The organism is Amycolatopsis sp. QT-25, from assembly GCF_029369745.1.
Lineage (GTDB): Bacteria > Actinomycetota > Actinomycetes > Mycobacteriales > Pseudonocardiaceae > Amycolatopsis.
Map to the genome: position 1 here is coordinate 4,373,694 of NZ_CP120210.1, position 12,425 is coordinate 4,386,118.

The 12,425-nt window shown below is 67.7% G+C and carries 14 protein-coding genes; 11 read left to right on the plus strand and 3 right to left on the minus strand.

The annotated features are described in order from the left end of the window. Positions 1–116: 116 nt before the first annotated feature. Together P3102_RS20120 and P3102_RS20125 are read right to left on the minus strand one after the other, a co-directional pair. On the minus strand, positions 117–560 hold the full coding sequence (locus tag P3102_RS20120; RefSeq protein ID WP_276360832.1) for an Lsr2 family protein: 444 nt from the start codon (positions 558–560) through the stop codon (positions 117–119). 288 nt (positions 561–848) lie between these two features. Next, on the minus strand, positions 849–1,496 hold the full coding sequence (locus P3102_RS20125) for a TetR/AcrR family transcriptional regulator (protein ID WP_276360834.1): 648 nt from the start codon (positions 1,494–1,496) through the stop codon (positions 849–851). Positions 1,497–1,591: 95 nt separating this feature from the next. On the opposite strand from P3102_RS20125, the gene P3102_RS20130 reads away from it, so the two are divergent. Together P3102_RS20130 and P3102_RS20135 are read left to right on the plus strand one after the other, a co-directional pair. Further along, positions 1,592–3,082, plus strand: a complete 1,491-nt coding sequence (locus tag P3102_RS20130) for an FAD-dependent monooxygenase (protein ID WP_276360835.1) — start codon at positions 1,592–1,594, stop codon at positions 3,080–3,082. Further along, entirely contained in the window at positions 3,079–3,480 is a 402-nt protein-coding gene (locus P3102_RS20135; protein WP_276360837.1) for a RidA family protein, read from the plus strand. Before P3102_RS20130 ends, P3102_RS20135 begins: the two co-directional genes overlap by 4 nt. 287 nt (positions 3,481–3,767) lie before the next feature. Here P3102_RS20135 and P3102_RS20140 read toward each other — a convergent pair whose 3' ends face one another. Next, complete coding sequence (locus P3102_RS20140; RefSeq protein WP_276360839.1) at positions 3,768–4,649, minus strand: UbiA family prenyltransferase; 882 nt, start codon at positions 4,647–4,649, stop codon at positions 3,768–3,770. Positions 4,650–4,676: 27 nt separating this feature from the next. Here P3102_RS20140 and P3102_RS20145 point away from each other — a divergent pair, with 27 nt between their 5' ends. From P3102_RS20145 to P3102_RS20185, 9 genes are all read left to right on the plus strand, one after another. Further along, a complete protein-coding gene (locus P3102_RS20145; RefSeq protein WP_276360840.1) occupies positions 4,677–5,744 on the plus strand; it encodes a 3-oxoacyl-[acyl-carrier-protein] synthase III C-terminal domain-containing protein in 1,068 nt (355 codons plus the stop codon). Then, the gene (locus P3102_RS20150) at positions 5,738–6,259 is read left to right on the plus strand and encodes an isoprenylcysteine carboxyl methyltransferase family protein (protein WP_276360842.1); all 522 of its coding nucleotides are present in this window, start codon (positions 5,738–5,740) and stop codon (positions 6,257–6,259) included. The genes P3102_RS20145 and P3102_RS20150 overlap by 7 nt, the downstream gene beginning before the upstream one ends. Next, entirely contained in the window at positions 6,252–7,295 is a 1,044-nt protein-coding gene (locus tag P3102_RS20155; protein ID WP_276360844.1) for an NAD(P)/FAD-dependent oxidoreductase, read from the plus strand. The genes P3102_RS20150 and P3102_RS20155 overlap by 8 nt, the downstream gene beginning before the upstream one ends. Continuing rightward, positions 7,295–8,440 (plus strand): geranylgeranyl reductase family protein, encoded by a 1,146-nt coding sequence (locus P3102_RS20160; protein ID WP_276360845.1) that lies wholly within the window; start codon positions 7,295–7,297, stop codon positions 8,438–8,440. The genes P3102_RS20155 and P3102_RS20160 overlap by 1 nt, the downstream gene beginning before the upstream one ends. A 953-nt stretch (positions 8,441–9,393) precedes the next feature. After that, a complete protein-coding gene (locus tag P3102_RS20165; protein WP_276360846.1) occupies positions 9,394–9,705 on the plus strand; it encodes a hypothetical protein in 312 nt (103 codons plus the stop codon). A 139-nt stretch (positions 9,706–9,844) separates the two neighbouring features. Further along, positions 9,845–10,567, plus strand: coding sequence for a hypothetical protein (locus P3102_RS20170; RefSeq protein WP_276360848.1), 723 nt, complete (start codon positions 9,845–9,847; stop codon positions 10,565–10,567). 451 nt (positions 10,568–11,018) lie between these two features. Further along, positions 11,019–11,210, plus strand: coding sequence for a hypothetical protein (locus P3102_RS20175; protein ID WP_276360849.1), 192 nt, complete (start codon positions 11,019–11,021; stop codon positions 11,208–11,210). Between the two features lie 208 nt (positions 11,211–11,418). Next, positions 11,419–11,679 (plus strand): hypothetical protein, encoded by a 261-nt coding sequence (locus P3102_RS20180; RefSeq protein WP_276360850.1) that lies wholly within the window; start codon positions 11,419–11,421, stop codon positions 11,677–11,679. Positions 11,680–11,930: 251 nt separating this feature from the next. Then, positions 11,931–12,149, plus strand: coding sequence for a cold shock domain-containing protein (locus P3102_RS20185; RefSeq protein WP_276371264.1), 219 nt, complete (start codon positions 11,931–11,933; stop codon positions 12,147–12,149). The last annotated feature ends 276 nt before the right edge of the window (positions 12,150–12,425 follow it).

A 12,425-nucleotide genomic window follows, 5' to 3' on the forward strand; every position in this document is an offset into this window, starting at 1 on the left:
ACGAAAGGCGACGCTGCCCAACTGGCCTTTGCCCAGATTCTCGCGCCCACGCCCTGGTACTCGGCGCACTCGATAGTGACGCCGGAGCCGGGGTCCGACGTCGCCGAAGGAACCTGTCAGCTGTCCGTTTTCTTCTTCCGCGGTGCGCGTTTGCCGGTCGGTTTCACCGGTACTTCCTCCACCGGTTCCGGTTCCACGTCATCGACCGGCCCGGCGTCATGGAACGCCTCGTAGATCTCGTGCGGGACACGCCCACGGCCGGCGATGGCGTATCCGTTCGCCGACGCCCACGCCCGGACCTGCCGGTTACGCTCACGATCCGTGGACGCCGCAGCACGGCCGTGTTCAGCAGTGGACTGACCCGCAGCGACACGAAGTTTGCGTCCACCCGTGCGGGTTCCCGCTTCGACGTAACGCTCCAGCTCCTCACGCAGCGCCTGCGCGTTCTCGTCGGAGAGATCGATCTCGTACAGCACACCATCGAGCGCGAACGGCACCGTCTGCGTCGCCTCACCGCCATCGAGATCATCGACGATCTGAACACTGACCTTCTGAGCCATTTACACAGCATTCAAAAAATCGAACGACGCCCCTACGCGCCGCCGAACTCCCCGCAGCCTGCGCACCTCATCCGTGTCCCAGTCGCCCAGCGCAGCAACCACTGGAGGCCGTCTGGTGGCAGCTCGACGGCGGCCTGCTCGCCAAGGCCTCCGCGCGAGGAACGTGTTGTGATCACCACTGTCTACTTCGATGAAGGGTGCCAACTCGTCCCCTCATCGCGCGGCATCACCCACGTGCGTCGTTCATGGCTGGTCAAAGAAGGCCGAACCAGCCGGAACAGTTGATCATCAGGGCAAATCTGCGGTGAGCAACCGTAGGCCCTGTTCGAAGAGTTCGGTCAGATCCGTTCCCGTGAGGTGATCTTGACCCTGGGCGAGATGGGAGTATTCGCCGTCCTGGATCGCCTTGTGCAACTGTTCGATGCCGGCGGGCAGATCCGGGCCGGATTGGATCGCCGCTTGCTCCTCGAGGGCATGGCCGGTGACGAAGTGCAGGATCAAGAGCGCGATCCGCATTGCCGCCGCGGCGTCGAGCCCGGTCTCCCGTAGAGCGCCGTTGAGAGCTTCGGCGAATCCCAGGGTGTTCGGTCCGATGGCGTGCGTGCCCGCGTACACCCGCGCTCCGTCGCGATAGGACAAGAGTGCTGTGCGTAGGCTTCTTGCGAGGGCCCATACCCGTTCACGCGGTTGAGCGATTCCTTCGCCCACACCACGGCAGCCGCTGAGCATCGCCTCGGCCATGGCGGTCAGCAATGCCCGCTTGGTGGGGAAATAGCCGTAGAGCGTCCCCACTTGGACGCCGACCGCAGTGGCCAGTTTCCGCATGGTGAGCCCGTCAAGGCCCACTTCCTCGAGTAGCCGCAGTGCGGCGGCGGTGACGTGGTCCCGGTCGGCGGACGGCGGCCGTCCTCGGGTGCGGGGCTGGTGCGCGGTCATGTTCGGGCGAGCCTAGCAGCGTGTTGACAACTTCTCGGTCGCCCAGGACACTGAGCGATATAATGAACGTTGTTCATAAATTAGAGGAGACGACCGTGGATGCCGATGTGGTGATCAGCGGAGCGGGCCCGACGGGCCTGTTGCTCGGCGCCGAACTCGCGCTGGCCGGATTGCGGGTCCGAATACTCGAACGGCAGGAGGCGCGGCACGGGCAGTCCCGCGCCCTCACACTGCATCCCCGCAGCATCGAGATCCTCGACCTGCGCGGTATCGCCGATCGCTTTCTCGCCGTCGGCCATACCGTCCCGAGCTGGCATTTCGCGGGCCTGCCACGAAAACTGGACTTCTCCGTCCTCGACACCCGCCACGGTCACACCCTGTTCCTGGAGCAGGCCCGGACAGAGCGACTGCTCGAAGATCGTGCACGGGAACTCGGAGCCGAAATCTCCTATGGGCACGAAGTCGTGTCGCTGACTCAGACCGGCGACGGAGTCGACGTCGTGGGAGTGGGGCCTGACGGGGACTTCAGCCTTCGCGCGGCGTATCTCGTTGGCTGTGATGGTGGCCGCAGCAAGGTCCGGGAGTGCGCCGGCATCGGTTTTCCGGGATCGGACAGCACGATGAGCACCATGCTCGGCGACTTCGCCGTCTCCGACAAGGAGGAGATCGCCGCGGCCGGGCAAGTCCCCGTGCTGATCGCCCCGCTGTCCGGCGGCGTGACCCGCTTCGTGGTCACCAGTCCGGGGCGTATGCGTATCCCGCCGGCGGAACCGGTGACTTTCGAAGAGTTCCGCGAAGCGCTGGTGGAACTGACGGGTACGTCCTTCGGAGTCGCGGAGCCACAGTGGCTGTCGCGCTTCGGCAACGCCACACGGCTGGCCGAGAACTACCGGGCCGGCCGGGTGTTCCTCGCCGGCGACGCGGCGCACATCCATTTTCCCGCAGGCGGGCAGGGCCTCAACACCGGTCTGCAGGACGCGATGAACCTGGGCTGGAAGCTCGCTGCCGAGATCAAGGGCTGGGCCCCGCCGGGTCTGCTCGACACCTACCACGCGGAGCGCTTCCCGGTGGGACAACTGGTCGCCGACAACACCCAGGCCCAGACGTTGCTGCTCGAACTCACCCTGGTACCCGACTACCGGCGTCCGGTGATCGCGCTGCGCGGGCTGCTGGACTCCCTTCTGGACCTCCCCGAGGTCAACGCCCGGCTGGCCGGTCTCGTGTCCGCGCTGGCGACGTCCTACCCGGCACCGGACGACGACCCGCTCGTCGGCACCCGCATGCCCGATCTGTCCCTGTGCTCACCAGGCACGAAAGTCTCGAAACTGGTGCACAGCGGCACATTCGGCTACGTCGACTTCACCGGGGACGGCGCGGCACAGGTCACCGAGGGATGGAAGGACCGGATCGCGGTAGCCACCGGTGACGATCGGGCCTGGGCCGAGGACGTCGGCGAAGTGCTCGTCCGGCCGGACGGCCATATCGCGTGGGTTCGCCGCGAAAACGACCTCCCGGACTCCGCGAGCCGGGAAGCTGGGCTCACGGCCTGGGCTGGAACCCCTGATCGTGCGGCGGTGCGGCGATGACCGATCCCGAGTACCTGACGCCCGCAGGTCTCCACCACGTTCCCGGAGGCTTCACCCCCGTCGTGCTCGTCTCCGGCGCCGACCTCGTCTTCCTGTCCGGACAGGTCGCCTGGGACGAGCAGGGGAACCTGTGCGGAACGGACCATGTGTCCCAGATCCGGCAGATCGCGCGGAACCTCGACACCGCGCTCGCGGCCGTCGGTTGCGGACGCGAGCACATCATCAAGGAAACCGTGTACGTCGTGGACTACCACCCCCAGGTGCTCTCCGGGCTCTTCGCGGTACTGCGCCAAGGGGGGTCCCGGCCTCCGGCGAGCACCCTGGTCGGGGTCGCCGCGCTGTTCGAACCCGGCGTGCTGGTCGAGGTCGACGTCGTCGCGAAGATGGCCACCCGATGAGCCATTACGTCCTAGTGCACGGATCATGGTGTGGCGCCTGGGTGTGGGACCGGATCGCGGCGCGGTGTGTCCGATCAAGGACACACCGCACCCATATCCGCCGACACACTCGATCATTACGGGACAACCTTTAATGTCGCGTACGTCTTTTGCCATGCGTCCGCTGTGGGTTCACGTGGTTCTGGCCAGCCTGAGGAAGTGGCTCGTTCGGGATGTACATGGGCTTTCTCCGGCGCGGACGCCGGCGCGCATTGCGTCGGAACCCCGGCAGAGAAGACACGAGCGCTCTAAGCAGTGATGACGATCAGTAGCGTGACATCCAGGATCGCGCTCACGATCGTCAGCCGAAACGCCACGGGGCTTAGCGGTGCCCGGACCGCGGCCACGGCGGTCGCGGCGGCCAACGCGATCCCCACCCCCGACACCGTCAGCGCGAACACCGTGGAAGTCGTGGCGGGGGCGACGCCGAGGATCACCGACGCGGTGGCCAGTGCCGTGGCCATGACGATCACCCCGTTTCGGGGGCCGAATCGGTGCGGCAGACCGCGTACACCGGTTTCCGCGTCCGCCCGAAGGTCGGGCAGAACGTTCGCGAAGTGGGCGCCGAACCCGATGAGTGCGCCGGTGATCGGTATCCACCACGGCGGCCACGGCTGCCCGGGCAACGCGACGTACGGCGCGACAGGCAGCGCACCGAAAGCGAGCAGATAAGTCGCTCCGGACCAGATCGTGGCTTTGAGCCCGAGGTTGTACGCCCACCCAGCCACGACCACGATCAAGAGCGCCACCGCTGCGGCCGGTCCCAGCAGCGCCGACAGCACGATCGCCGCCATCAGAGAGACCGACGCGGCTCCGGCGATCACCACCGGTGGGACGGTTCCGGCAGCGACCGGCTTGTCCGGCCGCCCGACCGCGCGGTCCCGTGTGGCATCGATCCAATCGTTGGACCAGCCGATCGACAGCTGGCCGGTCAGCACCGCGGCACCGAGCAAACCCACCTTGGCCACGTCGAGCCCGGTACCCACGGCCAGGATCACCGACACCAAGGTCACCGCGAGTCCCGGAACGGGATGGCACGCACCAGCCAGACCCCGCCACAGATGTTGCCGCCGGGATCTGGTGCCCGCGTCGGGTGGAGCGCCGTCCGGTGCGGTCGGTGAACCGGTCATCTGCCGAGTGTAGGCCGAAGCCGTACCGTGACAGAGGTGACGACAATTTCGGCGGTCCATGGAGTCCTTCCGCCGCATCGCTATCCCCAGGCGCAACTGACCGAACTATTCGGCAGACTCTGCCTGCCGGACTCGGCCGCGCGCGCTGTGGCGAACCGGTTCCACACCAGCGCGCGGGTCAGCACCCGTCACCTGGCAATGCCCATCGAAAACTATGAGAACCTCGATAATTTCACCGCGGCGAACGACGCGTTCCTCTCGGTCGCGGTGGACCTGGGCTGCGAGGCCGCGCTCGCCGCTCTCGACGACGCAGGCCTCGCCCCCTCCGATGTGGATCTCGTGGTGTCCACGACGGTGACCGGCATCGCCGTGCCCTCCTTGGACGCCCGCATCGCGTCGCGGATCGGGATGCGGTCAGACGTCAAACGGATCCCGATCGTCGGGCTGGGTTGCCTGGCCGGAGCGGCGGGTATCGCGCGATTACACGACTACCTGCGTGGCTGGCCGACGTCGGTGGCGATGCTGATCTCTGTCGAGCTGTGCTCGCTCACCGTCCAGCGTGGGGACGCCAGTGCCGCCAACATGATCGCGTCCGGACTGTTCGGTGACGGCGCCGCCGCGGTGGTCGCGGTGGGCGACAGGCATCGAGCCGCGAGGACAGGACCGCGGGTTGTGGATTCGGTCAGCCACCTGTATGAGAACTCTGAACGCGCGATGGGATGGGACATCGGCAGCACCGGGTTGAAAGTGGTGCTGGGTGCGGAAGTGCCGGAACTGGTGCACAAGTACCTGGCGGGCGATGTCGAGCACCTGCTGGCCAGGCACGGATTGGACATCGGCGATGTCGCGCGCTGGATCTGTCATCCCGGTGGGCCGAAGGTGATCGAGGCGATCCAGACGGTCCTGGGCTTGGACGAGGACGATCTGGCGATGACATGGAGTTCGCTGGACCGGATCGGGAACCTGTCGTCGGCCTCGGTGCTGCACGTCTTCGCCGACACCGTCGCCGACCGACCGGCGTCCGCCGGTGATTGGGGTGTGGTGATGGCGATGGGCCCGGGTTTCTGCGCCGAGCTGGTGTTGCTGCAATGGTGAGCCAAATCTGGTACACGGTCCTGGTAGGACTGGTCGCGGCGGAACGGCTGGCCGAACTGGTCGTCGCGAAACGCAATCTGGCCTGGAGTCTGGCGCGGGGAGGGCGGGAGACCGGGTTCGGGCACTACCCCTTCATGGTCGTGCTGCACACCGGGCTACTGGCCGGTTGCCTGCTTGAAGTGTGGCTGGCCGGCCGGGTCTTCACGCCGGTGCTGGGCTGGTTGATGCTGGCGTTGGTGCTCGCATCACAGGCGTTGCGATGGTGGTGCATCCGCGCTCTCGGCCGTCAGTGGAACACCCGCATCGTGGTCGTCCCGGGGCTCCCCCGCGTCACCGGCGGCCCCTATCGCCTGTTGCCTCACCCGAACTACGTCGCGGTCGTCGTCGAGGGTTTCGCCCTGCCGCTCGTGCACGGCGCCTGGCTGACGGCCCTCGTGTTCAGTGTGCTGAACGCCGGGCTGCTGACGGTTCGGATCCGCGCCGAGAACCGGGCGCTGAGGTCGGCGCATGCCTGATCATCTGCACGATGTGATCGTGGTCGGCGGTGGTCCCGCCGGGCTCGCCGTCGCACTCGGTTGTGCGCGGGCGGGCATGGACGTCGTGGTGTGCGAAAAGCGCACCGGTGTGATCGACAAGGCGTGTGGGGAAGGGCTCATGCCGGGCGCCGTGCGCGCCTTGGCGGCGCTCGGCATCGATCCGCCGGGATACCCGATCGAGGGCATCACCTACCGGCAGGGAGCGACGGTCGCGCACGCGATGTTCCGCGCCGGCTCTGGCCTGGGCGTACGGCGCACCGCACTCCACGACGCCCTCCGTACCGGAATATACCGACAAGGCGTACCGGTCCTGCCGATGGCGATCACTGAACTCACCCAGCACGATGGGCATGTACGGGCGGGTGAGCTGCGAGCGCGCTATCTGGTCGCCGCCGACGGGCTGCACTCCACGGTCCGCGACCTCGCCGGCCTCGCCAAGACCGGCACCACAAGGTCCGAGGGCAGGCACCGCTGGGGGCTGCGCCGTCACTACGCCCTCGCCCCGTTCTCCAGTGCGGTCGAGGTGACATGGGCGGATCGATCCGAGGCCTACGTGACGCCGGTCGGACCGGGCACGATCGGCGTGGCGATCCTGTCCTCGGTCCGCGCCGGGTTCTCCGAACAACTCACCGCCTTCCCCGACCTCGCGGCACGCCTTTCCGGAGCGGAACCGGTCTCGTCGGTCCGGGGCGCCGGCCCGCTCCGGCAGCGAACCTCAAGCCGGGTCGCCGGTCGTGTCCTGCTCGCCGGGGATGCGGCCGGTTACGTCGACGCCCTCACCGGAGAAGGACTCGCGGTCTCCCTCACCACTGCGGCGGCACTTGTTCGCTGCCTGCGGGCGGACCGGCCCGCCGCCTACGACCACGTCTGGAAGCGGACCTCGCGACGGTCACGCTGGCTGACCGAAACACTGCTGTGGGCGCGCGGACGGCCCGCGTTCGCACCGCGGATCGTGCCGGCTGCCGCCCGTGCCCCTCGGTTGTTCGCCGCCGTCGTCGACCAGCTCGCACGCTGATGCGCGACGTGGCCGAGTGGGACCTGGTGATCGTCGGCGCCGGACCCGCGGGAACGACGGCGGCAATCGCCGCATTGAACGCGAATCCGTCCGCGCGCGTACTCATGCTGGACACCGCCGACTTCCCCCGGGACAAGGTCTGCGGTGACGGGGTCGCACCGCACTCGATGGACGTTCTCGCCGATCTCGGGGTGCCGGTCACCGAACTCGCGGCAGGTACCAGGCCCATCACCACACTCAGCCTCACATCACCACAAGGCCTGCACGCCAAGCGGAATTTCGCGCGGCCCGCCTTCGTCATCCCTCGCGCGCTCTTCGACGCGAGGCTCGTGCAGGCCGCTCAACGGAAGGGCGCGGTACTCCGACGCCATCGTGTCCGCACACTCGTCCAGCAGGACGAGCTGGTCCTCGTCGACGGCACGATCCGCGCCCGGACCGTCATCGGCGCGGACGGTGCGGAATCGGTCGTCCGACGACAATGCGGCGCCGAAAAACCCCGGGCAGGCACCATCGCGATCGCCTTGCGCGGATACACCCACGCGGGTCTCTGGCCGCCCGGTGAACAACGGCTCGTCATGGCCAGCGCGCACTGGCCCGCCTACGCCTGGGTGTTCCCGGCCGGGGACGGCACCGCCAACGTCGGTTACGGCGAACTCATTCGAACCGCACCACCGTCCCGGGCGGATCTGACCGCACGCTTATACGGGCTCCTCCCGGATCTACCGCCAGTTCGGTTACGCGGGCACCGCCTGCCCCTTTCCCCCGGCCGGCCCTGTGTCGCGCGCGGCAGGGTACTGCTGGCGGGCGACGCTGCTTCGCTGATCAATCCACTGACAGGCGAGGGCATCTACTACGCGGTTCTCTCCGGCGCCCTGGCAGGCGCTTCCGCCGCGACATCGGATCCTGCCCGCGCCTACCGCCAGGCTTTGCGGCACCGGCTCGGCAGACATCTGCGGCACACCGACATCCTCGCCCGGCTCGCCCGTACGCCACGGCTGGTCGACGTCGCCACCGCGGCCGCCCGCGACGACCAGCGTGCCTTCGACCGCGTCATCGAGATCGGCCTCGGAGCGGGCACCCTCGATCTCTCACTGATCACGATGTTGCTCACTGCCCTGACGCGGCGTTCTGGCGAAGCGCTCTGATCCGGGTTCCAGTCGACCATGATGATCGCGCCGGTCGGCATCTTCGATGCGCAGGTCCGGCACCTTGGCGAGGTGACCGTTCGCGTTCCGGCGCCATGTCGATGCTTGATTCCCGAGTTCCCGATGGCCGCGCTCGCCACCGCGTTACCCAGCAGGACGAATCCGCCGGACAGCAGCGCGGCGGTCAATCCGCGTCGCACGTACTTGTGCACGGCTTCTCTTTCCTTACCGTCCGTCCAATGTGGAATTGAGTATGGAAAGAGATCGTCAACTGGGATGATCGTTGCCGTACTCGTCCGGCCAAGGGACAACTCGGCGGCCGTCCGGTGGCGCTGGTCGAGAACATCCTCGCCACGCTCGGCGAGCAGACGTCATCGTCGCTGACACCAGCGCAGCGGACAAAATCCTCCTGCGTGTGGCCGAGAGCCTCAAAAACCGTTTTGGCTCAATGGAAATCATCGCCAACGAGGCCGAGGAAATCCTCGATGCGCACCCTCTCGCCCGGGTCCTGATCTGATGACAGGCGAACGAGCCGAAGCTGATCAAGATCTCTGTTCGATTCTGGTTCGTTCTCGAGCTCGTGTTCGGCCGACGCCTGACGATACCTGGGGCCTGGAGCCCTCCAGCTAAGACTGCGCGCGGCCGGACACGACCGGTGGCGGCCCGGATGGGACGCCTTGTCCTGATCATGGACCGTGGAGTCCTTCATCGGGACCGGCGGACCGCACCCGTTCGGGCCACCACCACACCTGTGGTTCAAGGATGTCGCTCGTGGTTCGAGCCCGTCCGCACGACCTACACCTTGCTTCTCGGGAACCTGCAGCTCTGGCACAAGACCGGAGTCGTGCGGATCGCTGGGATCGTGAACGGCTCAATCGGCGGGAAGGCCACAGAGCCTCGTTCGGGCCGAGCGGCACCACGACGTCGCCCTCGTCGACGCCGGGGGCAAGCTGGTGTCCAAGCGTCGCATCGCTGAATCCGCCGACGGCTTCACGGAGCTGATGGCCACGCTGGCCGACGCCGGTGACACCCTCGAGGCCCCGATCCCGGTGGCGATCGAGACCCGCGCGGACTGCCGGTCGCCGCGCTGCGGGGAGACCGGCCGGAAGATCTACGCGATCCACCCGATGGCCGTCGCCCGCTACGTCCGCGCTGTTGCCGGAATCGTGATCGAGGTGCCGGACGCCGACGTCCTTCGGCTGCTGCCGGTCCCTGCGCCGATCGTCGCGGCCGTGACCGTCGAAGTCGACGACTCGACCGGTTGACGCACTACACCCCGTCACCCGATCAGGGAGTCGCCCATTCGGCGGGCAACCTCCTGAGGGTGCATATGCGTGAATGGTCCGCTGCACCACGTGCGCGACAGCGGTCGTGGATTCGGTCCGACAGCGAGGGGATTCGCGGGTGGCGGAACGATGGGTAACGCTCAAGGACGGCCGGAAGGTCCTGATCAAGAGCAAGGCGGGGCCTGCGGCCGCGGCCGTCGCCGCGGCGGTGGTGATCGCCGGCGGCGGGGGAGCGGCGGGACTCGGCGCGTTCGGCGGCGCCTCGAGTCAGGCCGGTGCCGGTGCGGCATCGGAGGCGCTGGCGGGCAACACCGGCGGTGTGGTGGATTCGCTGCCCGGCCGGTCGATGAAGACCAGGCGCGCGGAAGGACGCGAGTCCGCCAAGCGCGGCCGGACCGATGAGGCCCTGAGCCGTCTGCGGCTCAAGAAGCTGAGGCGGGAGGTCGAGCGCGGGACGAACTGCGTCGCGGCGGCCACGGACCGGGTGCGGGAATTCCTGGTCCGGACGCCGTGCACCTCGATGGAGCGGATGCTGCTCGCGGTCGGCGACGGCCAGGGCAACGCCGCGGTGGTCTCCGTGGTCCGGATCGGGTTCAAGAGCAAGAAGGACGCCGACGCGTTCAAGCGCGTGGAGGACGTGCACGGCAGTGGCGACGTCCGGCCGCTCGACGTCGCCGCGGTCCTCGGCATCGCCGGGGTGAAGATGACCGGCCTGCACTACCACGCCCGTCCGGATCGCACCGCGATCGTCGTCGCCGAAGCCGACACCGCGCGCGGCCGCGTCGACCGGGAAACCCTGGACGCGCTCGCCGACGTCGGCACCTACCTGCCGACCACCTGAGCCGAATCGGCCCCGGTCGCCGCGCGGCGACCGAAAGCATGGGTTTGTCAAGGTCGCGGTGGTGGTTCTCCGCCGTCCATCCGGCGGAGCGTGCGCGGTAGACCAGCTGGTCGGAGATCACCGCATTACTTTTCCGGACTTAAATGCTTGCTTTTGCGCCCTCGATCGGAGGCGCTTCTGGGCTCGACGCGCGAGGCCGTACCCCGATCGAGGAGAAAGCAACACTGCGGCTCCCGCCGCCGCTGTCGGCGTGTCGGGCAGCCTCGGATCGCTTTGCCCAGTTCGGGACTCCTCGCGGGCATCTGGTCGGGTCGGGCAGCGTTCCCGACCCGCTGCCCCCTCGTCCAGGTGACGAAGGGGTGCGGACGTCGTGGGTTTCAGCTAAGAAGGAGCGTCCTTTTCCCTGCCCGAAAGCGAGGATGCGATGCGCTCACGCGTGCGTCGATCGGCTGTGTCGATCTCCGCCTTCACCGCTGCGGCGTTTCTCGCCACCACTCCGGCCGCGATCGCCGAGCCTGCACCGGCCCAGCCCGCTTTGCCGCTGCTCGGCCCCCTGTTGGGAACTGTCACGCAGTCCCTCGGAGTGGCACAGTCGGGTGCCGAGATCAGCACGTTGCTGCCGAACGGGCTTCTCGGCGGATAACCGCAAGTGCCGGCGCCGGAGAGGGGGTCGGAGTTTGAGCCGCTCTCCCGCGGCGCCCGTCACCGCTATTCACTGAGTGAGCTATCGACGAGGCGGGCTTCTCGGCGGGGGTTCCGCGGGATGGGTCGGTGCAGTCCTCGGCGACGGCCTTTCCTCGCGGGGTAAGAGTTTCGGATTGAGGATGACGGGAAGGCCTGGGTCGACGAGCTTGGGGCTGTCGCCCGGTGAGGCTGGCCGGCTTCGCGACGGCGGCGTTGAGACTGATCTCCAGCCCTTCGACCTCGCCGAGCCAGCCGTAGGCGCGGGCCTCGGCGATGCGGTCGCGCAGGTTCTGGACGATCTCGGCCAGGCGTTGCTCCTGGCGGGGATCGACCCGCAGGACTGGACAACGGACGCAGGCATCCGCTGCCCGATGCTTCGCACCGAATCCAGCCGGTTGCCGATGCTGCGCGAGCTGGAAGACACCTGACCGAGCGCATCGCTGAAGCCCGGCAACGCACATGGCTGGGTGAGGTCGAAGGGTTCCGCCAGACCCCGATCGAGTTGCGGGAGAAGAAACAGCACGCCGAACGACTCGTCCGCGCCGGAGTCACCGACGTCCCACAGGCGCTCGACCAGCCACGCTCCGCACGCGCGGCCGTCCAGACGGCGGGCAATACCAGGCCCGCCATGTCCCCGAACTCGGTTGCGCCGCCGCCAAGTGCCCGCCATGCTGCCGGCATGGCGCACGGCACCGTCAAGTTCTACAAACTCGAGAAGGGCTGGGGAGCGATCGCATCGCCCGACCTGCCACAAGGCTTCGACGCATGGGTCCACTTCAGCGCGATCGGGATGGACGGCATCCGCGCCCTGGAAGCCGGCGACCAAGTCGAGTTCGACTACGAAGAAGTCCAACAGGACAGCTTCCGCTTCCGCGCGACCCGCGTCCGCAAGCTGTGACTCCGGATCCAAGATCAAATTGACAAGTACAGAGAGCAGCGGGACACGCCCGAGTCGACTACTGGAGTCCCACCGCTACCGACGAACACGCCCCACCGCACCATCGAGGATCCGCCCGCATGATTGTTCACGGTGGCGATCACATTCGGTTCGGTCACCAGGCATTCCTACCACTGGTGGAGCCGACCGACCCGCTGCCATCAGGTGATGGACGTAATGTGACCGCCCACTCCCCTCGCCCGCCGCGACGGGAACCACGCGCTTCGCGCCTGACAC